General features: G+C 45.6%; 15 protein-coding genes. 4 read left to right on the top strand and 11 right to left on the bottom strand.

Annotated elements, in window-relative coordinates; genetic code table 11:
* Window positions 1-102 precede the first annotated feature (102 nt).
* The 4 genes from BQ7394_RS09145 to BQ7394_RS09130 form a co-directional block, all read right to left on the bottom strand.
* Window positions 103-435 (bottom strand): DNA-directed RNA polymerase subunit omega, encoded by a 333-nt coding sequence (locus BQ7394_RS09145; protein WP_075557165.1) that lies wholly within the window; start codon window positions 433-435, stop codon window positions 103-105.
* 27 nt (window positions 436-462) lie between these two features.
* Window positions 463-1275: an outer membrane protein assembly factor BamD gene (locus tag BQ7394_RS09140; protein ID WP_075557164.1), complete on the bottom strand. Its 813-nt coding sequence runs from the start codon at window positions 1273-1275 to the stop codon at window positions 463-465.
* A 67-nt stretch (window positions 1276-1342) separates the two neighbouring features.
* On the bottom strand, window positions 1343-1768 hold the full coding sequence (locus BQ7394_RS09135; protein ID WP_028726750.1) for an amino acid-binding protein: 426 nt from the start codon (window positions 1766-1768) through the stop codon (window positions 1343-1345).
* Between the two features lie 20 nt (window positions 1769-1788).
* The gene (locus BQ7394_RS09130) at window positions 1789-3090 is read right to left on the bottom strand and encodes a phenylacetate--CoA ligase family protein (RefSeq protein WP_075557163.1); all 1302 of its coding nucleotides are present in this window, start codon (window positions 3088-3090) and stop codon (window positions 1789-1791) included.
* 139 nt (window positions 3091-3229) lie between these two features.
* Between BQ7394_RS09130 and BQ7394_RS09125 the strand changes: the two genes are divergently transcribed.
* Window positions 3230-4405 carry an MFS transporter gene (locus BQ7394_RS09125; protein ID WP_075557162.1) on the top strand — a complete coding sequence of 392 codons (1176 nt, stop codon included), beginning with the start codon at window positions 3230-3232 and terminating at the stop codon, window positions 4403-4405.
* A gap of 236 nt (window positions 4406-4641) precedes the next feature.
* On the opposite strand, the gene BQ7394_RS09120 is transcribed toward BQ7394_RS09125, so the two are convergent.
* From BQ7394_RS09120 to BQ7394_RS09090, 7 genes are all read right to left on the bottom strand, one after another.
* Window positions 4642-5172 carry a hypothetical protein gene (locus tag BQ7394_RS09120; RefSeq protein ID WP_139317693.1) on the bottom strand — a complete coding sequence of 177 codons (531 nt, stop codon included), beginning with the start codon at window positions 5170-5172 and terminating at the stop codon, window positions 4642-4644.
* A gap of 37 nt (window positions 5173-5209) precedes the next feature.
* Entirely contained in the window at window positions 5210-5716 is a 507-nt protein-coding gene (locus BQ7394_RS09115) for a hypothetical protein (protein WP_129734157.1), read from the bottom strand.
* Window positions 5717-5832: 116 nt separating this feature from the next.
* Window positions 5833-6726: a hypothetical protein gene (locus tag BQ7394_RS09110; RefSeq protein WP_075557159.1), complete on the bottom strand. Its 894-nt coding sequence runs from the start codon at window positions 6724-6726 to the stop codon at window positions 5833-5835.
* 172 nt (window positions 6727-6898) lie between these two features.
* Window positions 6899-8395 (bottom strand): SusD/RagB family nutrient-binding outer membrane lipoprotein, encoded by a 1497-nt coding sequence (locus BQ7394_RS09105; RefSeq protein ID WP_075557158.1) that lies wholly within the window; start codon window positions 8393-8395, stop codon window positions 6899-6901.
* Between the two features lie 19 nt (window positions 8396-8414).
* On the bottom strand, window positions 8415-11672 hold the full coding sequence (locus tag BQ7394_RS09100) for a SusC/RagA family TonB-linked outer membrane protein (RefSeq protein ID WP_075557157.1): 3258 nt from the start codon (window positions 11670-11672) through the stop codon (window positions 8415-8417).
* Between the two features lie 1052 nt (window positions 11673-12724).
* Window positions 12725-13750, bottom strand: coding sequence for an Rpn family recombination-promoting nuclease/putative transposase (locus BQ7394_RS09095; protein ID WP_075557156.1), 1026 nt, complete (start codon window positions 13748-13750; stop codon window positions 12725-12727).
* Between the two features lie 267 nt (window positions 13751-14017).
* On the bottom strand, window positions 14018-18064 hold the full coding sequence (locus tag BQ7394_RS09090) for a GLUG motif-containing protein (RefSeq protein ID WP_075557155.1): 4047 nt from the start codon (window positions 18062-18064) through the stop codon (window positions 14018-14020).
* A gap of 903 nt (window positions 18065-18967) precedes the next feature.
* Here BQ7394_RS09090 and BQ7394_RS09085 point away from each other — a divergent pair.
* The 3 genes from BQ7394_RS09085 to BQ7394_RS09075 all read left to right on the top strand — a co-directional run bounded on the left by BQ7394_RS09085 (window position 18968) and on the right by BQ7394_RS09075 (window position 21543).
* On the top strand, window positions 18968-19327 hold the full coding sequence (locus tag BQ7394_RS09085) for a hypothetical protein (protein WP_139317692.1): 360 nt from the start codon (window positions 18968-18970) through the stop codon (window positions 19325-19327).
* A 336-nt stretch (window positions 19328-19663) separates the two neighbouring features.
* Window positions 19664-20128 (top strand): hypothetical protein, encoded by a 465-nt coding sequence (locus BQ7394_RS09080; RefSeq protein ID WP_075557153.1) that lies wholly within the window; start codon window positions 19664-19666, stop codon window positions 20126-20128.
* Between the two features lie 17 nt (window positions 20129-20145).
* The gene (locus tag BQ7394_RS09075; protein ID WP_075557152.1) at window positions 20146-21543 is read left to right on the top strand and encodes a replicative DNA helicase; all 1398 of its coding nucleotides are present in this window, start codon (window positions 20146-20148) and stop codon (window positions 21541-21543) included.
* The last annotated feature ends 219 nt before the right edge of the window (window positions 21544-21762 follow it).

Below are 21762 nucleotides of genomic sequence, written 5' to 3'. Positions count from 1 at the left end.
AACAGACTAATAAAAATGGACAATTGCATTTTTATTAATTACAATTGCCCATTATATTTGGAACATTTCACTGTCAACCGTTACTTGTCAACCGTCAACTCGTTAAAAGTTATTCTTCTCCTTAGCAGGGTTTTTATAATAAACCTTACCTTCTTCATACTCCTGAGCAGCGATCAGCGTCGGCTTCGGAAGTTTTTCATAATAACGGGAGATCTCGATCTGCTCTCTGTTTTCGAAAACTTCTTCCAGGTTATCGTTATAAGAAGCAAATTCCTGAAGTTTCTTTTCCAGGTCCTGCTTCATTTCAACACCAATCTGGTTAGCCCGTTTACCAATGATCATTACTGTTTCATACACATTTCCCGTGTCAGCCGATAACTTCATCATGTCACGGGTAACCGTATTCGAAGGGGCGTTAGACTTTCTGTAATCCATCTTTGCTTTATTGATTAAATAATATCGTTAATACACATCTGTTATTCTCTTGCTGGCATAATCGTAGAACTTCTGTGCCTGTTTTACGTATTTGCCTTCCGGATATTCGTTCATGTAGGTGTAGTATTCGTCTACTACCTCACGATAACGACCTTGCAACTTTTCTTCCACACTGGCAATAGCCTGCTCATACTTCGCACGCAATATGTAGAACATAAACTCTTCCCGGTATTTCGAGTAAGGATAGTTCTTCAATGCATTCTCAGCGGTAATCACGGCAGACAAATAGTTATTGTCGCGCATGTAAGTACCCAGGTTAAAATACAGCCTTACAGCCAACAGTTCCTTGTAAGCCAACTTCTCCTGCAATTCGAACATGATCTTCTGGGCTTCGGCTGCACGTTCGCTCTGCGGATAATACTCCAGATAGAGCTGCAACTGGTTGATAGCTTCATACGTCTGTGTCTGGTCTAACCGCGGATCGGGTGAGTCCAGATACAAACCATATCCCGAATAGTAGCGAGACAACTCCGTGTATTCGCCTTTCGGGTAGGTAGTATAATACGTATTAAAGTATTGCGAAGCCGTCTGGTAATCTTTCTGTCCGTAATAGCTTTGGGCCAGCAGGTACAGGGATTCTTCGGCATAAGCAGTTCCTTTAAAGATTGTAACCAGTTCATCCAGCAAGGTAGCAGACTTGTTGTATTGCTTTGCATTGAAATACTTCTTTGCATACGAATACTTCAGTTCATAGTCCGTACTTTTCAATATCTTGTTATATTCTCCACAGGAGGATAACAAGACCGTAATCATCATCAATAAAAATACAACCTTTTTCATTCACATACTTTTAGCGCGCAAAGTTACATTTTTTATTGCAAAATAACGAAGCGCATAACGTTAATATTTACAACTTATATAAATCGCTGGCAGCAATAAGCTCCAGTTTATTGGCTTTCAGAACCTCCGCACACTTCTCCACATTGTCGGGACGGATGATCACATTAGCCGCCTCTCCCTGTGAGAATGCATACATATATTCGACAAAAATGCCAGCCGAGGTAATGATTTCCATTGCCTTTGCCAGTGCACCCGGTTGATTGGGGCAATGCAGGCACACCACATCCGCCACACTCACCGCATATAATTTTTCGCGAAGTACCTGAATTGCTTTTTCCGTATCCGATACGATCAGACGCAGGATACCGAAATCAGAATTCTCTGCCACCGTAAAGGCCGACATGTTCACTCCCGCTTCACCCAAAATCTTTGCCACTTCCGTAAAACGGCCTTTCTTGTTCTCAAGAAAGATAGATAACTGTTTAATTAACATAGCACTTTATTTTTTTAGGTTTAAACTAACTTACGATTGTCGATCACGTGTTTAGCCTTACCCTGACTGCGTTCGAGGCTACGCGGTTCCACAATCTTTATATCAGGCTGAATACCGATTACGCTCTGCATACGGGCGGCGATCTTCTTCTTCAGCGCGATCATCTTGTTCATTTCGTCCGAATAGTAATCCGGGCGTACTTCCACCTGAATCTGGAAGGTATCGGTATTGTTCACACGATCCACCACGATCAGGTAATGCGGTTCGAATTCCGGCATTTCCAGCAATACAGACTCTACCTGTGACGGGAATACGTTTACACCACGGATAATCATCATATCGTCACTACGTCCGAGGATACGACCCATACGTACAGCGGTACGCCCGCATTCGCACTTTTCATAGATCAAGTGTGTCAGGTCGCGCGTACGGTAACGGATCATCGGCATACCTTCCTTGGTCAGTGTTGTAAACACCAGTTCGCCCTGTTCGCCCGGAGCTACCGGCTGCAAAGTCACCGGATCGACGATTTCAGGGAAGAAATGGTCTTCCCAAAGGTGCGTACCGTTCTGGCACTGGCATTCGCCTCCTACACCCGGGCCGCAGATTTCTGTCAGGCCATAGATATCGTATGCTTTGATGTTCAGCTTTTGTTCCAGTTCCTTACGCATATTTTCCGTCCAGGGTTCCGCTCCGAAAGCTCCTACCCTCAACTGGAACTCTTCCAGAGGAATACCGGAACTGTGGATCGTTTCCGCCAGATACAAGGCGTAAGAAGGCGTACAAGCCAACCCTTTTGCTCCGAAGTCGTGCATCAGTTGTATCTGTTTCTGCGTGTTACCGCTACTCATCGGAATAACGGTTCCACCGATATTTTCAACTCCCCCGTGAGCCCCCAGTCCACCGGTAAACAAACCGTAGCCGTAGGAAACCTGCACAGAGTCGTCTTTTGTAATGCCATAGGCCGTCAGGCAGCGTGCCACCACTTCCGACCAGATAGACAAATCCTTACGGGTATATCCAACCACGATCGGTTTTCCTGTCGTACCCGAAGAGGCATGTAAACGAACAATTTCAGACATCGGCACAGCCATCAGTCCGAAAGGGTAATTATCTCTTAAATCCTGCTTTACCGTGAACGGCAGCTTGGATATATCCTCAATCGATTGAATATCATCCGGGGTAATACCCATTTCCTGCATTTTCCTGCGATAGAAAGGGGTGTTATGGTAAACGTGTTCAACAACCCGTTTCAACCGGATACTCTGTAATTTCCGCATTTCTTCGCGGTCCATACATTCAATAGTCTCATTCCAAATCATGGTATCAGTTTGTTATCTTTTAAATGTTAGTAGTCTAAATCTGTCGCAAAGTAAGAACTTTTTTACTAACTGGCAATAAATAATAAGGGTAAATCAAAACATTGTATCTTTGCGGTGCGATAAGAAAAGAAACAGCCAAATGAAACGGAATATACTTGCACTCTACATTATTAAGTTATCCAAATGGTTTACCCTGGTCATGCCGATCATCGTGCTCTTCTATGAAGACCATGGGCTGGGGTTGCAGGATGTCTTTATCCTGAAAAGTGTTTATTCCATAGCCGCCGTAGCGCTGGAGATACCTTCGGGCTATCTGGCAGACGTTTGGGGACGTCGCAAATGTCTGATATTGGGATGTATCCTTTTCTTCTTCGGTTATTTGTGCTATTCCTTCACCTCCACCTTTGCTGCTTTCGTCATTGCGGAAATCCTGCTGGGAACGGGGCAGACGCTTGTCAACGGGGCCGACTCCGCCCTACTGTACGACACGACCGTCCAGTACAAAAAAGAAAATCTTTACCTGCGTTATGAAGGGCGTATCACCATGATCGGCAATTTTGCCGAAGCCATTGCCGGAATCTTCGGCGGACTATTGGCTGCCTATTCCCTCCGTTATCCCTTCTACGCACAGGCTGTGATCGCTTTCAGTGGTATCCCTGCCGCCTTTGCCCTGCAGGAGTTGAAGATAAAAAGCAAAATACAAAGCCCGGTAAGCGAGATTGTGCGGATCATCAAATATTCGCTTATCACCAACCGCCAGTTATGCTATAACATCATGTTTTCGGGAATAATCGGAGCTGCCACCTTGACAATGGCCTGGTTCGTACAACCCTACCTGATGTATATGAAAACACCTACCTCCTGGTTCGGAGTGATCTGGACGGTACTTAACCTGACCGTCGGTATCGCCGCCCTTTACTCGGATCGGGTAGACAGTTATTTCGGCCCTAAAAAGATGGGGATACTGATCTTGTTCTTTGTCGTAGGGGGCTATATTGCGTTGGCCTTCAACCTGACCTATGCCGGCTTGTTCATCCTCTTTATATTCTATATCTTCAGGGGATTCGCCACACCTATATTAAAAGGATATATCAACCAGATGACTTTCTCGGAGATGCGTGCCACCGTCCTCTCCATCCGCAACTTCATCATCCGCCTGATGTTTGCTGCCATCGCTCCGTTCATCGGCTGGTTGAACGATATGTATTCACTCCGGATCGCTTTACTGGCATCGGCTGCGATTATCCTGGTTCCGGGAGCCTTGTTCCTCTATTTACAGTTGAAATATACAGAGAAACCGGTCGATAGTAAATAAATTTACCTATCTTTGGGAAAGACATTTAAACTATCGGGGCCATGAAAACGAAAGTCATTCTACATTTATTAATTACGTTCTGCCTACTATTTACCCCCACTTACGCGTCTGCTACCGGACAAGCTAGCGAACGTATAATTATCAATGGAGAGAGATTAAATATGTTAACACTTCCCATTGAACAAGAAAAGGCGGAATCTGACCGATCAGGTTCCGCACTTTCTCACTACGGAGTTCTATCTACTCCCGGTCACCGGAAGCAAGTCGCTTGCATGTATATAAAAACCGCGTATATGTACCATAAAACTGCTTCCTTCAAATGTATCAGGATTCACTATATTAAACTCCTTCCGGTCCTTTGACATATCAGAAAAAGATTCTACAACCCACTGAACTAACTTTTGCTCCCTAGCAAGAAAAAAATCACGATATTCTTTAGGGATAGCAATGTTGTAATAACTCATCTTTAGCTCGTTTGTAAAGATGATCTCCGCATACACTCTTCTCAATATGTCACGTTCCGAAGATGTTAACGGTTCAAATATCCTAAAAAAAACAACAGCTTTATTTCTTACATTCTCAATCTTAAAGGGATACTCAAATCCCCACGTATGCCCCTCCGCTTTCAGAACAGGCATTGATTTTCCTTTCGGAGTAAGAAAAATAGTGTTTCCCGATACTTTTTCATCAACCAGATGGAAATCTTGAGCTTTACACGCGAAAATGCTAAAAAGCATTATTAAAGTAATAATATTTATTCTTATCATGATACCCTAATTCAATATATAACAACGAGATCCCGATTCAAGGAATTCGTCTATCTAACTTATCGGTTCCATGCCTATAGAAAGAACGAACTCCAATAGAATATATTCCACCAACAAAAGTTTCATCAAAATCAAAATATTTCTTATACTTCATTATGTTATTATAAGTACATACCCACTTATAAATAGATTTTTCTTTTTCGATCATAAAACCTCGATATTTTTCAGGAAACTGAACCTCATAATAATCTGTTTTAAATTCTTTCGAAAAATTAATCGTAAGAAGAACCTGCATCATTACCATCCGTTCTTCATCTTCTAAAGGTTCAAATATTCGAAAAAACTCAATAGAAAGTTCCTTTACCAGACCAATAGCATCACTAAAATAATATTCCCGATTACCTTCGTAATTCGGTTTAATTTTATCTTTCGGAGTTAACACAATTCTACCATGTGAGAAACTTTCATCGAACATAGTAAACTCTTGTGATCGAATAGAAATGCAGTATAAATTAACCAACAAAAACAAAACAATCGTTCTCATAAACATAAATATTTAAAATGTTAATATCCTATAGGAGGCATGGGAGGTACTGGCTTTCTGAAAAAATGCAATAATAATAATGGTTCAAAATTGTCTAAATAATCGCCAGGATACCCCTACCAAATCTTCCCTAGCCTATTGAATCCCCAAACATCTTTGAATTGGCCATATCTATTATAATAAATATCATCTATCCAAGGCGTGTATTCATTTACAAATACAGCTCTACTATCAGTTGCTACAGGAAAGAGATTATAACCCACTCCATCTGCTATTCCTGCTAAATCAAAATAGACTTTCACCTCAAATTCAAAATTTCTATATTTATCAACCATATCTTTTCCATAAAAACATTGATGTTGAACAGCATGTAACAACTCCTCTATCATTTGCTGTATAGTAACACTATCAAAATTTCTAACTATTATTGATTTATCACTAGTTTCATAATGTGCTATATGCTCCGAAAAAGGATCACTATAAAATTTAATCTTTACCTTTTGTGAAACCATATAATTTAACACCGACGATCCTGTAGGAGTACTTTTGAAACTATTAATTATTTTATCCAAACGTGACTTTTGTTGTATATCCAACGTAGAACCTATATCATATATTTGCTTCAAATTAGTAAAGACATACTCTTGTTTACCCGTAGAAGGGTTATAATGAGTAGTTCCACCGCCACTGCTTCCCCCACCGCCTGTGTTAGGTAAATCAGGAATACCTCCCGGTGTATAAGAAGGCGACTCTATTATATCATCCGGATCATACCCTCCTGTTATAGAGCCACTGCCTCCACCTCCAACAACGCCGCTGCAAGCAGTTCCGAGATATATGTCAGAATCATCCCATCGAACATAAAGGTCGACACAAACGACCGGGACAGATTTGGTTAGAGCCTCTATGTTTTCTTGTTGCAGCTTATTCTCTTCATCAATAAACTGACTCTCACAGCTCAATACTGCTAAAAAGGATATGAAATATATTACACGGCAAGTACTTTTCATAAGCAAATTCTTTTAAGGTTAGAAAAATCAACCAGGACGAACATCCCTGTCCATCCTGGTTTTAAAATAATGTGTCTTGTTTAGGTTCTTTCAGGTTTTGGCTTCAAAGGTTTAATTAACAAACCTACTCGTTGATTTTAATAATGTATGATTAAATAAAAAAGTGAGTTTATCAGTTGACGCCGGTGCGGGTATCCCACCACATCTGTTTACCCCAGACATAATCCTGGATACCTGTTGCAGCAGTAGTTACATTCGCTTCGTTATACAGATACTGGTTCTGCGGATACGGGAACCGGAAAGGCACATCATTGTGAATCCCTTTATAAGCAGAACGTGCACCCGGATACTGAGGCGTAACGCCATCCGCAGCCACCGCTGTATGGATATAGGTCGGATAGCCTGTACGGCGATACAGTGACCAGGCTTCGATATTCTGCTTGAACAAAGCTACCCACCATTCGAAATACAGACATTCGTACGAACCGTCCCATTTTCCTTTTCCTGCCAGATAAGCATCGGCAGCAGCAGTATCGATATCGTTATCTTCCATAGAAAGACGAACAGCCTTTTCATAAGCATCGGCAGCAGTCATCGGGACTTTCCAACCTTTTAATGCAGCTTCAGCCATGATGAAATAGTTTTCACAAGCACGGTAGAACGGAGAGAAACCTGCCGGATCTTCACGATACTTAGCCCCCATACGGGAGATAGCATCCACCGATACTGGATCGTTTTTCGCACCATTTTCAAAACCACGGTATTCACCGTCAGATTTTGCCGGCTTCGCAAATGTAGCAATACGAGGGTCTTCCTTCATCTTCAGATGGTCGATAAAAATTTCCGACATACCATCGTCATCACGTGTACGGAAGTTATTGTAATAACGTTCAAAATAATCACCTGAACCCTGCCACCAGAAATAAGCATTATCTGCACATTCCGTAATATAAGGATAGGCTGTCGGATTACCGAATATTTCTTCAACAACAGCTTGCGATTCAGGATATACCCCTGAAATACGCATTGCTACACGCAAACGCAATGAATTACAGAACTTCTGCCATTTGGTTACATCCTTTTTAAATAGAAAGTCACCCTCCCCCAGATCGTCGGAACCCAATCCGGTAGCCCAACTATCGGCGGCCGTTTTCAGGTTTGCCAATATCTGCGGATAAATTTCCGACTGTGCATCATAAGGAGTCTTCAGTACGCTTCCGGCCTCCGGAGCACCTTTGAATGCCTCCGAATAAGGAATATCGCCAAAACAATCGGTACACATAAACATCAGGTAGTTTTGTAATGTAATACACACATTGCGCATGTTCTTATTTTCTTCCTGGGCCTCTTCTGTCTGATCCAGGATATCCTGCAACTGTACATGCCCATAATACGATTGGTACCAGCGGTTACCGTACGTATTGTTGGAAGGAATATAACCGCTATAATCGTTCAAATATTTTATTTCAGAAACATAACCGGCCCACTGGGCTATATCCAGATCACCTCCATACTGATCCGCCGTCTTGCGAATCATGTTCCCCAGCACATTAGTGAACGGCACTTTGGTGTAAGCATCCGGGTCGGTATTGATTTCATCAAACGAACTTGTACATCCTGTGGCAATCATCGCAACCGAGAGTGCCCATATTTTATATTTATTCTTCATAACCCTATTTATTATTCAGTTAAAATGTCAGACCTAATTTAAAACCTATACTACGTGAATTCGGAGTAGAGGCCTGTTCGAAACCTACACCACGGCTATCACTGGACACACCACCCGTTTCCGGATCAAGACGCAATGTATTGGAAGAATGTACCCACAGCAAAGCCAGATTTGTCCCGATCAGGGAAACCGTTGCACGGCTGAAATATCTGGTTTTCTTCAGGAACGATTTAGGCACGTCATAAGAGATATATGCTTCGCGTAATTTCAGGAAAGAACCGTCGAACACATACGTTTCAGCACAACCGTTCGAATTGAACCAGGTATATGCATCGGTTTCAAAATTGTTTTCCATATATTTGCCACTTGCATCAGGTATAACGAAACGTTCGTTCGTCATTACATCTTTACCAGCGACGATAGCCCGTTCACGAATACCGTTCTCGGCTGTCACAGCGGCTACACCAGTTTGATAAGAGTGATTCATACTTTGTGACCAGATATCACCACCGATACGTAAATCAAGCAGGAAGCCGAAACCGAAATTCTTGTAGGTGAAGTCATGACGCCATCCCATCAAGAAGTCGGGCGTAACATTCCCAATTACTTTCGAAGCATCTTTCTGCGGAGTTCCGTTTGCATATAATTTGATCGCACCGATCTGGTCGGCAGTAGCGTTACCGGCAGTAACATCCTCTTCGCTTACGCGGGCATATCCTTCACCCACCAGGGCTCCCCATTTTTCGCCGACACGTGCCTGTGTATCGATACCCCATGTCCAACCCATACCATAAGATTCAAGTAAAGGCTTACCAGTTTCCGGGTCATTGTAAAGTTCCACGACCTTGCTTCTGTCTTTTGCAAAATTCAATGTGGTCGACCAGTTAAAGCCATCATCTTTACTGCGGAAAATATCCCCTCTTACCTGGAGTTCGATACCTTTATTATCTATTCGTCCGGCATTTACCAGCATAGAAGAAAATCCGACTACATTGGAAGTTGAAACCGACAGGATCTGGTCTTTGGTCCGTTTCTGATAGTAAGCCAAGTCGAAATGCAAACGATCATCGAACAAGCCGACTTCGGTACCTACTTCCCAGGTCGTAATACTTTCCGGTTTCAGGTCGTAATTAGGATATGTGTAACTCTTATACATCTGTGACACGCCATTGTAAGAAGATGATTCAGCATAATAGTAGTAACTATTACGATAAGCAGACGTAGCCGAACCGATCTGTGCAATACCTCCGCGCAGTTTCCAGAATGTAAGAATATCATTTTGCAGGTTTTCGAAAGATGCAGTCGGGATCCAACTCAAACTTACCGAAGGATAGAAGAAAGAATCGTGTATGGTAGAACTCCAGTCATTACGCGCACTGGCATCCAGATATAACTGGCTCCTCCATCCCACTGAAGCATTCGCATAGACAGAGTTCGAACGGATATGGCTATGATCCATTGTAGCAACGGCAGTACCTTTCGTATTAGCCATTGTATAAACACCGCGCACGGTTAATGCGTCCGCACCGATTTTGCTAGTCTCCCAACTAAGATCGCGATAATTGGCCCCTATTACACCACTCAGATTAAAATCGCCGAATGTCTTGTTTATCGTTGCAAGAAAGTCTGCATTCAACTCTGTGTTCTTAGTGGCCTGCTGGTAGAATGCACCGTCAGGCCAGTCGCCACGGTCGATATAATGACGTTCGAATGTCTGCATATTATAGTAATCCATACCGATACGTCCTTCAAACTTCAACCAGTCGAATGGTTGATAAAACAATGAAGACTTACCGAAGATACGGTCACGCTGGAGACTGTTCGTATTTACATTCACAGTAAAATACGGGTTCATATGGTAGGCATCAATCCAGTTGTAATAAGTATAATCGCCATTGGCATCCCGTTGATCCCAATTATCTTTCAAGGTTTGCATGTTGATCTGGCGACCGGTCCATGCTACCAGCGAGTTGATCGGGTTATTACTACCGTATCCCTGTCCGATCAGGTTATCACTCTGTGTGCGGGTATAACTGGCAGAAAGGTTAAAGGAGATATATTTATTCAACTTCATATCCGTATTTACCTGGCCGGAATATTTCTTCTGGTCGGTATTGGGCACAGTTCCTTTTTGGTCGCGATAAGAAAGGGAGGCGCGTGTAGTTACTTTTTCGCCTTTTGCTTGTACAGAAATCATGTGGTTCATAGAAAGGCCAGTCTGGAAAAAATCTTTTACATTGTTAGGGTGGGATACCCAATCGGTATATTCCCCGTTACTGTCGTACTGGCTAATTTTCAGCCCTGCATCCAAACGAGGCCCCCATGATTCATCATAATCTGTATTTACGTTTTTTGAATAGTCAAAACCATATCGAGTTGCATAGTCCTGATAACTCAGGTTAGAATACGGGCCGTTTTTCCAGTGGTATTCATCACCGTCATGTCCCTGGCCATAAGAATTTTGCAACTTAGGCAGGTTGGCAGCAAAGTCCATTGTCACGTTCATATCATAAGAAACAGACACACCATTGCCGCTTTTGCCGGATTTGGTCGTAATCAGGATAACCCCGTTACCGGCACGCATACCGTACAGGGCAGCCGAACCTCCTTTCAATACGGAAATAGACTCTATATCTTCCGGGTTAATATCATTCAGCCCCGACCCGTAGTCGACCCCTTTATAATAGTTATCGCCCGTACGTTGCGTATCGTTGGAAATAGGAATACCGTCCACAACGATAAGCGGCTGCTGGTCGTTAGCCAACGAAGAGTTTCCACGCACAGAGATACGCGAAGAGGCTCCCACCGTACCACCGAACTGGTTGATCTGTACACCGGCCACCTTACCGGTCAACGAACTGGTCAGGTTGGCACCACCGGCCTTCGTCAGTTCGTCCGCTTTCACTTCTTGAATAGCATAACCCAGTGATTTTTTTTCACGGTTCAACCCCATTGCCGTTACGACAACTTCTTCAAGGTGTTTCACATCCGATTGAAGAACAACCGTTACGTGAGGTTTTACAGCGATCTCCTGCATTGTCATGCCGACATAGGAGACTTGCAAGATTTTGTTTTTCTCAGGAACATCGAGGGAGAAATTTCCGTCCAGATCGGTGATAGTTCCGATACTTGTTCCTTTTACCAGGATAGTAGCACCGATAATCGGTTCTCCGTCATCGCCCGAGGTCACCGTTCCGGTTACCTTTACTGTCTGGGCCAGCACTATGCTTATACTAGCAAAGAAGAATAGCATAGTAATTGTAAATCGCTTCTTCATAGACACACTTGTTTTAATTCAGATTAACTTAATATTTATACCATTTCTTATCTCGCAGACATAGTCTTAGAAGAACTATGTCTATCGTTAAGAAGTAAGCCTTAATAATGAATAGCTTTTAATATATATTCACACCGATGGAGAAGTTTCATTAGAGGCGTATGGTTAGGAGAAATGTTATGAAGTGATATTATTCAATCGATAATAATATCAAATTATTTCTTATAAGGCTTGTTTAATTTATAATTTTTACTTATGTTTGCATTGTTATATAAAATATTAAGTCCTCGGTAAAGTTATTTTATCGGCTATTCCAGGAGAGGATATGCTAATTTACCGATAGATTAAGTATCAATTTCCGGATCATATTCCAACTAAAAGATACTTAGATTATACCTTGTTTTTTATCAAGGCTCTGTATGTATTTATTGAGCTAACATAATCAACAACTTAAATCTATATATTATTGTATAATAAAAAAATGTNTCGATTGAATAATATCACTTCATAACATTTCTCCTAACCATACGCCTCTAATGAAACTTCTCCATCGGTGTGAATATATATTAAAAGCTATTCATTATTAAGGCTTACTTCTTAACGATAGACATAGTTCTTCTAAGACTCTTCCCTCCCTTCCTCTCTTTTTTAAACGTCTGACCTCTCCTGACAGTCATTTGTCTTTTCCCTCATATTCTATATATAAACAAAGATATTCATAGTCTGTAAAGATGTTTGATTTTTACGGGGATTGTACCTCATTACGCAGTATATCTCCGTCCGTTTGCTTCAGTCGACGGATAGAAATACAGAAGAAACAGTTTTGCTTCCTCCCTAAACTTCGACATTCTCCCAAAAACAGGCAGGCTGTCCGGATATAATGATTTTCTACCCGGACAGCCTGTCTCTATACTGTTAGCCATATATTTTCAAAACGATCCTAGCGGACGATGACCAATTCCGAATGTGAGCTGACCACCACCAAATAGCAGCCTTCCCTCAGGCCGCTGAAGCGCGTCGTGCCTTCCGCTTCGCTGCGACGGGGGCAAACGTTACAATGCCTGTATCTCCACTTCACTAAGACCGGTGGCTTGCTGGATGGAGGCCACATCCATACCTAGCTGCTTGAGGCGAATGGCAACGCTTTTAACGCCTTCAAGGAGACCTTCGGCAAGGCCCTTAGCTTCGCCTTCCGCACGACCTTTGGCTTCACCTTCTGCACGGCCCTCGGCACGACCTTTCTCCATCCCGATCTCTATCCCTTCCTCCAACTTCGTTTCCATGCAGGCATACAGGTCGCGTTCGGTGGAGAGGCTGAGTTCGTATGCCAGGCGTTCGTCCGGTGTCATACGTTCTATTTCGGCCAGGCTTTTCAGCTTCTGGAAGATTTGTTCGTTTAGTTCTAATGGTAGTCGTTCCATGATTTCTATATTGTTTAGTACATATAAAAACTTCTTATAAAAAGTATCGCATTCGGAGAGCTTCAAGCGAAACTTGGGCATCTCCAGATAGACTTCCGTCAGGGTGTCGCTGAAAGGTTCTTTCAGTTCACGATCCATGCGGATAACGTTCCAGTGGTATTTATCCGGGTATCGACGATCCATGATGTAATTCAGAAAACAGACTACATACACGCGATTCACCGAATAATTCCAACGGAGACGTTTCAAGGGGGGGTTATCTCCCTCGCCTTTTTCCTGCATCTCCTTCTGAGCCTTTCGCTCCCGCTCCAGCATTTCTTTGGCGTATGTGGCCTGCTGTTGGATGGCGAAGGAGGCGTAATATAATACCCGGTCGGAGAAATATTTCTGGGAGTTCTTCTGAACCTCGACGATTATCAGCTCATGGTTACTCGTTTCGCAGAAAATGTCGAATACAGCTTTGCGGTCTCCACGACTCAACCCAAGGGCTTCTACATTACGGAAACTGATATCCGTAATACACTCATTCAGTAGACTGTTCAGGAAGAGGATGATCATTTCCTTGTTGATCTCACTTCCGAAGATCCTTTTAAAACCCTCATCCGTAAAGGGATTGATAAACTTCTCCTGCGGAGGAAAAACTTCATTTGATTTCATAGACAAGACTTTTTGGTTTAATACCCCACTACCGACCTGATAGCGAGACTTTGCAAATATAGAGATTCTCCGGAAAATGCCAAAAAAGTTTCAATGGATTTTCAAGGCAACTGCACCAAAATCCAAGCCCCAAGTACGCGGATAATATTGTTGCACCTTTACAGGGCAAAAAACAGAGGGATATCCAAATAATAACTTATACCCGGTATAACCGCCCTCGCTATGCCTTCCCGGATAAAGGGCGGGCAGACCCCGCCCCTACGGTGGTTATCGAACGATAACCACCTCGCTATGTGTTCCCACTACCACCAGGTAGCTGCCTTCCCTCAGGCCGCTGAAGCGCGTCGTGCCTTCCGATTCGCTGCGACGGAGGCATTGGCCGGATAGCGCATAGATGGCTATCGGGAGCCTCGTCGGGGTGTCGACCACGATGGTGCCTCCACGTTCCGTACGGATACGGATGGAGGCGGCGGCGATCTCTTCGTTGCCCACGGGGTGAAGCGCACGGAACCAGGCGTAAGCCTCGGTGTCTTCACGCAGACGGAAGGTCAGCGGCGAGCGTCGACTGCCGTCCATCCACTCGACGAAGGTGCGATGGGTGTCGCTCACGGCCGTGAGCGTCAGCTCCGTGCCGAAGGGGTAACGGAGCGCGTCGGATGAAGGGGAAGACGAAGCGGGCGTAACTGCGATACCCACGCCGCTGCGATAGAGGTCGTCGCCCTCGAAGAGGCTGTCGGCGGGAAGCGTCAGGGTGTAGGTGCCGTAGCCGCTCACTTCGCCGATACGGATGTCGCAATCGTCGTCGTAGACATAGACGCGGTAGTTGCCTCGCGTGTCGGGTCTGAGCGTGTTCCACCAATAGCCGTCGACGGTGACGGTCGGATACTCGCCTGTGCCTGCCGGGTCGATCTCGATGGAGAAGTCGATGTAGCTGCCTTCGCGCACCTGATGCGTACCGCCGCCGTGGATGATGGCTCCGGTGATCGACTCGGGGATCGTGACGGTGTAGTAGACAGGTTCGGGGTCGGGAGTTGGGTCGGGCGCTGGGGCTGGCTTCACTTCCTTGAAAGTAGCCGTGACGGTTACGGCCTTAGCTGGCATCTTAAAAGTACGTTCGTTGCCGGAACCGGAAACATTCGTACCAGTCACATTCAGTGTTTCCAGCTCGTAGTCTTTATCAGGGGTGACCGTTAGGGTGACAATCTCGCCTTCAGAGGCTATTGTCTTATCAGTTTTAACTGTACCATTAGTAATACCAGCATCAATCGTGATCGTATAGCCTTTTTTTGTTTTAATATTCACCTCGATTGGCAAAGAAGCAAAGCTGCTTTCCGTAGCCTGGATACGGGCATAGAAGATGTATTCGGTCTCAGGAGTAAGATCGCCAAAGGTTGGACTTGGCTGCCAAGCGATGGTAGGAGACTCATCAGTACTCTCTTTCCTATACTCAATATCCTTACCTTCTATATCTGTAGTAGCTTTCAATGTAATACTGGTTGCTGTTATCTCTTCCTCATCCGCCGAAAGTGTCGGGCTTGCCGGGCGTGAAAGGGCGATGACATCGCTGATCTCTTTAGGATCAACAGTCTTGTTACGAACGTAGATAGTAGAATTGTCATCCCAAGTAATTTTACCTGACGGCAATGGAGAAGAAAACGATAAGTCTGTTGCCACTTCATAACTTGCGCCACTCTTCACTTCCTCCTTTTCGAAGTCTATCGCTTCCGTCACAGCCACAACCTCCAACTCCACTGTCGGCGGCTCGCAACCCTCAAAGTATGGCAAAGTGAGAGTAGCGTTTTCATAATTAGCGGAACCTATCCAAGAAGCGTCTTCCAAGTTATCATTCATCTCATTAGCCAAATCTTTAGCCGTTTTCGGGTCGGCTTTCTCATTACCACTATCGGTGCCAGCCCCAACCCCTTTCATTGCCGTTCCTACAAGGTAGAAGCAGGCGGTAATTTCACCGCCGTTGTTATAGCCACACACGCCACCGACCTTGGCTTCTCCTTCACCTGTTACCGAACCAGCATTATAGCTATTTGTTATCGAACTAATAATGGGGAGGTCTTCAACGTATATACCGCCGCCGTTATAGCCACACACGCCACCCACCTTGGCTTCGCTTCCACCCGTTACCGAACCAGCATTATAGCTATTTGTTATCAAGCTAATAATGGGGCGGTTGTAAGAGGATATACCGCTATCGCTATCGCCACACACGCCGCCGACAGAGGCACCGTCTCCACCCTCTACCGAACCAGCATTATAGCTATTTGTTATCGAGCTGATACAGTCACTCCCATTAGCGTTAGCACCACTAAAGCTACTGCCACACACGCCGCCAACAAAGGCAGACTTTCCACCCTCTACCGAACCTACATTATAGCTATCGGAGATCGTGACACGGCTATAGCCACACACGCCGCCGACCTTGGCAGACTCTCCACCCTCTACCGAACCTACATTATAGCTATTGGAGATCGAATTAAAGTCATCGCCATAGCCACACACACCGCCGACAGAGGCAGACTTTCCACCCTCTACTGAACCGGTGTTATAGCTATTGGAGATCTTACCTGAACCACCGCTATCGCCACACACGCCGCCGACAGAGGCAGATTCTCCTCCCTCTATCGAACCGGTATTATAGCTATTTGATATCGAGCCATAGCTATAGCCACACACGCCGCCCACAGAGGCAGACTCTCCTCCCTCTATCGAACCGGTATTATAGCTATTTGATATCAAGCCTTCGCTATAGCCACACACACCGCCCACAGAGGCACCATTTCCGCCCTCTACCGAACCGGCATTATAGCTATTGGAGATCGTGCCAAAGTTCAAGCCACACACGCCGCCGACAGAGGCTTCTGCTCCTGTCCCCTTCACAAAACTATCCACCACCCCGACATTCTCTATCTTACCGCCGTAGCCAAGATAACCGAACAGGCCTAGGTAAGCATTATCTGTATTATCATTAATATAAACCCCCAACACCTTGTAGCCATTCCCATCAAAGGTTCCTGTAAAAGGTTTGTCATCGTCTTTCCCTATCGGCGTCCACTGCTCCAGCTCAGCAGATATCGTCTCACTATCCGGCTTCCCATCCTCATCTAGCTTCAACCCCGACACCTCAATATCTTGTATCAACTTGCCATCGAGATTGCTATTATTTGCATTCACTTTCCCTGCAAACCAGCGCAATTCCTCTGCTGAAGAGATAAGATAAACGCCTTCCTCTAATTTCGGTACCTGTGCAAGGGTGGGGAAGGTTATATCGTCGCCATTTGCTGTGGCTTTGCCTATCCAGGGAGTCTTTAGATCTCCTACTAGGAGGTCATTCATTGCTTCGGCAAAAGATTGAGGTTGAGCTGCCTTAGTCTTATCTTCGTTATTATCCTCATTCCCAATCCCTTTATCCGGAACACCATCCACCTCAAGATAGTAGCAGCCGGTGATTTCACCGTTGTTATCGCCACACACGCCACCGACAGAGACTAGGCTTTCCGCCTCCCCCGTCACCGAACCGGCATTATAACAATTGGAGATTGAACTATAGTCAGAGCTAGAGCCACACACACCGCCGACAAAGGCGTAGCCCCATCCATTCGCCTCCTTCCCCTCCCCCGTCACCGAACCGATATTGTAACAATTGGAGATCGTGCCACCAGAGCTAAGGCCACACACACCGCCGACATAGGCAGAGGAGGTATTCCCCTCCCCCGTATTCTCCGTCTCTCCCGTCACCGAACCGGCATTATAGCTATTGGAGATCGAGCCATAGCTATAGCCACACACACCGCCGACATAGGGAAACCTTCCCGTCCCCTTCACATAACTATCCACCACCCCGACATTCTTTATTTCACCGTCTTGCTCATCGTATTCGCCAAGACAACCGAACAAACCTAGATAAGCTCCATCGTCACCATCATCAATATAAACCCCCGACACCGTTTTATTATTCCCATCAAAGGTCCCTTTAAAAGAGTTTTGATAGTTTTTCCCTATCGGCCTCCAAAGATTAAGCTCGGATACATCGCCTTGCAAATTCCCATCTTTATCCAACACGCCCACATTAAGAACAATATCCTTTTGCAATATAACCGTCTTGCCTTTAAAACCGTTCCCATCATTCACCAACTCCGCCAATTTAGCCAGTTGCGCTGCGGTAGAAATATGATAGACATTTTCATTGTCCGCGATCGGGTTTAGGTGATCAGCCGACTCTCCATTCCACACTTCGTCTTGCCCCCAAACGGCGCAAACCATCATCACCAATATATTCAATACAAGTATCAGTTTTCTCATTTTATGCTATTCGTTTTATCGTTTCATTTTATAGTTTCAATGCTCTAAAGGGCAGGAACCTAGTCTTTAAAGGACTATGATAATTACTGTTTCTTTATGGAGAAGATATCGGGTTTAATAAACTAATATATTGATATATTAATATTAATTCACCTTTCAGGGAGATGGCGGATTATTTTTTCTGTTGATGTAACGTCTCATAATTCAATGTCTACATCAGTTATTTTCTGCTTTAAAAATTTTTCAATTAAACATTTTTCGTTTATCTTTATATGGAATTGAAAGGTTGTTTTTCGGTAACATACAGACGGATTCTCACTCGTATTTCGGTCGGAAATACCGGTGAAGCAAATACCTGTTATCTACCTGTTTGTTATTGTTTATTTTATATTAGAAAACAGGCTTACTTTTCAAGGCATAGCTTAAAGGAGAAAGAAAATGACGTAGTCCTTTAAAGACTAGTTCCCCCCTTCCCCCTCCCCAGCTCCTACCCCTTGATTTTCCTCTCCGGAAAATCGATATACATTTGTCGTCACGTTTTTATTGATCAAACACGTAGATTTATTACTTAACAAAACAAACAACCACCCGATACCGGCATGGTTATCCCGTCCGAACGGCATGCTTAACCCACCGTAACGACACAGGCAAGCTACCCTGGTGATACTACCATGTCAGCCCCGCCCACGCAAGGGAAACCACCCATCGGGATAATTCATAAAAAACACAATAACCATAGGTAGTCCTCTCTTCCCACAATATAAAAAAATCATGAGAAAAAAAAGTATTTGCAACCGAAGACTCATCCAGTCCTTCACAACCTATCGACGCTTTTTAAGTACATACACCGACCGCGGCGCACTGCTGCACGAAACCGCCCTCTTCCTGCTCAAAACCCAACCGTTGAGCGAGCAGGAAGAAGCCTTCAAAAGAAACTTCTTCGCCACCTACGCCCTCGAACTGGCCGGGCCATGCGGATGTCACGACGTCTTGCCCGCCCATTTACGCATCGACAATCCGGAGAAAACACAGATACTGATCGAACTGATGAGCGCCCTGCGACGACGCGGATTGCTGGGAGATATGACTATCAAACAACTGGCAAAAATCCTGAACTGCATCCTTCTGTCGAAATACAGCCTCTCGGGCATGAGAAGCCGCCTCAAGACCGTCCTGCCGGAACTGGAATACGTCGACGGAACCATCCATGCGCTGACAAAAGAAATCAAGCAAAAGAAGAACGAACAACAAGAATATAAATAACATTTATCCCGGGAAGAGAGGAAACCTTTCGACCGGTTTTTACGGATCGCTTTGAAAACAAGGCGTTTAACCTCCTGAAAACAGGGAAGACGAGCTTTCGGATACCGGCGTTATATTTGTTAAAAATTTTAGAAAAACATCTTGCTCTCTTATATATATTCTTATATAATAATGAAAAGCGTCTCAAAGATCGTCTCACGATTGTCTCCGAAGCCCGTTTTTCGACTTTGTAAAAGACTGATATATAAACCGATAGAAAGAGAAAAGACCGTCCGGAGATTGTCTTAAAGATTGTCTACTAATATTTGTTAACAGCAACTTTAAAACCATATCGTTATGCAAAACATGAACAACAAAAAAACCGACCTGTTTCTGAGAGGATTCCTCAAAGTGCCAAACACCATTCTAAGCAAGATGTATGCCGACGACTCATACACCCGCCAGTACGGCAATCTATACCTCTGCCTCTTGTTTCACGCCAACAAGCGCGACGAAGATATCTCCATCCACTCGCAAACCGTCTACTGCCAACGAGGCGAATGGATCACAAGCTACCGGACTATCGAAGACAAGACACAAATCTCGCGGTCGCGATTGAGTGTATTGCTGGACGATATGGTGGCAGACGGCGTGATCGCTGTGCAGCGGCTGCCCCGCTTCACGATCATTACGATCGTGGGTTACGACGACTGGATGAAGGTACCTGCCATCGGTAACCTGCCGCCGGCCATACCGGCCCGGCACATCCCGCCAGCCTACCTGAGAGAGAGTTTTCGCCCCGTTTACGTACGATTCACCTAAATAAAAACAGACAGATCATGACAAAAGAAGCAAACAAACAACAACAGTTCCCGCTCCCCCTCCCGGCTACGGAAGAGATGGAACGTGCCGTTATCCTGGCCGTTATCGCACAAAGCAATGCCATTGCCGACGTGGCGGAGCGTCTCCTGCCCGATATGTTTACCAACCCCGACTACCGCCTGGTCTACCGTGCCATGACGGCGCTCCACGACCGCGAGGCGGACATCGATATGCTGAGCATCGAAAGCGAAATGCGCCTGCTCGAACCTGAGCAGGCGGCGCGTCTGAACGGGTTGGGATTTATTGCCGACCATCTGCTGACGGTGCGCAATGCGTCGCATATCCGGACGTATGCTGCTGCGGTGGTGCGTTGCTGGGTGTTGCGCCGGCTATGTGCCGATATGAAAGAGCATGCGATCAAGGCGCACGAACCGGCGGTCGACGTGGTGTCGCTGCTCGGACAGGTGCACAAGGGCGTTCAGAAGCTGGAGGATTTCTTTGCCGTCAGCAGCACCACACATGCCGCCGGGGAGGTGAGCCGCCGCATCCTCGATACGATTTACCGCGAACAGAGCTTGCATGCCGCCGGAGAGATGCTGCAACTGACGACGGGCATCGCGGAGTTCGACCGTCATCTGGGCGGTCTTTACCGGGGCGAACAGCTGGTGCTGGCGGGTCGTCCTTCGATGGGGAAGACGGCGCTGGCGCTCCACATGGCGTTGGCGGTGGCACGCAAAGGGAAGCGGGTTTGTTTCTTCAGCCTGGAGATGACGGAACGGCAACTGGTGAGCCGCCTGCTTTGTATGCTGAGCGGCGTGGAGCCCGACAAGCTGCGTTTCAAGCAACTGGCGGAAGACGACCGGGCGAAGCTGGAGGCGGCGGCCGAGGAGCTGGATCGCCTGCCGCTTTTCCTGAACTATTGCAGCGGCTGCACGTTCGAGGAGATCCGGGCGAAGACGATGGCGCTGCACCGTCGGATGCCGCTCGACCTGATCATCGTGGATTACCTCAACCTGATACAGGTGAATCCTGCCGGGCGTGGCGAGGTGAGGGACACGATGGATCTGGCGTTGGGCGATGTGTGCCGTAAGCTGAAGAACCTGATCATGGAGGCGGATGTGGCGGGTATCGTACTGGCGCAATTGAACCGTAACTGTGAGGCGCGTCAGGATCATGTCCCGGTGATGAGCGACCTGCGTAACTCGGGCGAGATCGAGCAGATAGCGGACAGCATCGCGTTTGTCTACCGTCCGGAGCAGTACCGCGAGTATTACGACAAGCATACGAAAGAGGATATGCGTGGCGTGGGCCAGTTGTTCATCGCCAAGAACCGCAACGGGGCGACGGGCGAAGTGCGTTTCCGGTATAACGCCAGCCTGACGCAGATTTATCCTTACAAAAAGGGGACAGTTTAGAAAAAGGTGAGCTTCAAGTAGGAGCCATATTTGAGCCTTTTTTATGAGGCGGAGCCTCATGCCGCAGGCTTTCTTTTGCCGTTTGCTTCAGCAAACGGATATCTAAATGCTCCGGCTTTGCCGGATCCTCTGTGGGTTTTAACCCCCTTTCATCTTAGGAAGAAAGCCCCGGTTAATAAAGGGGCTTAAGCCCACAGAGGAAGAGGCTTAGCCTCCTGA

Origin of the sequence: Parabacteroides timonensis (genome assembly GCF_900128505.1) — a bacterium.
GTDB lineage: Bacteria > Bacteroidota > Bacteroidia > Bacteroidales > Tannerellaceae > Parabacteroides > Parabacteroides timonensis.
This window is presented reverse-complemented; position numbering and strand designations above follow the sequence as displayed.

Coding starts and splice junctions, on each gene's coding strand:
- BQ7394_RS09110 (WP_075557159.1), bottom strand. CDS start 6,726: ATGAAAAGTACTTGCCGTGTAATATATTTCATATCCTTTTTAGCAGTA.
- BQ7394_RS09135 (WP_028726750.1), bottom strand. CDS start 1,768: ATGTTAATTAAACAGTTATCTATCTTTCTTGAGAACAAGAAAGGCCGT.
- BQ7394_RS09145 (WP_075557165.1), bottom strand. CDS start 435: ATGGATTACAGAAAGTCTAACGCCCCTTCGAATACGGTTACCCGTGAC.
- BQ7394_RS09125 (WP_075557162.1), top strand. CDS start 3,230: ATGAAACGGAATATACTTGCACTCTACATTATTAAGTTATCCAAATGG.
- BQ7394_RS09100 (WP_075557157.1), bottom strand. CDS start 11,672: ATGAAGAAGCGATTTACAATTACTATGCTATTCTTCTTTGCTAGTATA.
- BQ7394_RS09095 (WP_075557156.1), bottom strand. CDS start 13,750: ATGAAATCAAATGAAGTTTTTCCTCCGCAGGAGAAGTTTATCAATCCC.
- BQ7394_RS09120 (WP_139317693.1), bottom strand. CDS start 5,172: ATGATAAGAATAAATATTATTACTTTAATAATGCTTTTTAGCATTTTC.
- BQ7394_RS09140 (WP_075557164.1), bottom strand. CDS start 1,275: ATGAAAAAGGTTGTATTTTTATTGATGATGATTACGGTCTTGTTATCC.
- BQ7394_RS09130 (WP_075557163.1), bottom strand. CDS start 3,090: ATGATTTGGAATGAGACTATTGAATGTATGGACCGCGAAGAAATGCGG.
- BQ7394_RS09090 (WP_075557155.1), bottom strand. CDS start 18,064: ATGAGAAAACTGATACTTGTATTGAATATATTGGTGATGATGGTTTGC.
- BQ7394_RS09080 (WP_075557153.1), top strand. CDS start 19,664: ATGCAAAACATGAACAACAAAAAAACCGACCTGTTTCTGAGAGGATTC.
- BQ7394_RS09115 (WP_129734157.1), bottom strand. CDS start 5,716: ATGAGAACGATTGTTTTGTTTTTGTTGGTTAATTTATACTGCATTTCT.
- BQ7394_RS09075 (WP_075557152.1), top strand. CDS start 20,146: ATGACAAAAGAAGCAAACAAACAACAACAGTTCCCGCTCCCCCTCCCG.
- BQ7394_RS09105 (WP_075557158.1), bottom strand. CDS start 8,395: ATGAAGAATAAATATAAAATATGGGCACTCTCGGTTGCGATGATTGCC.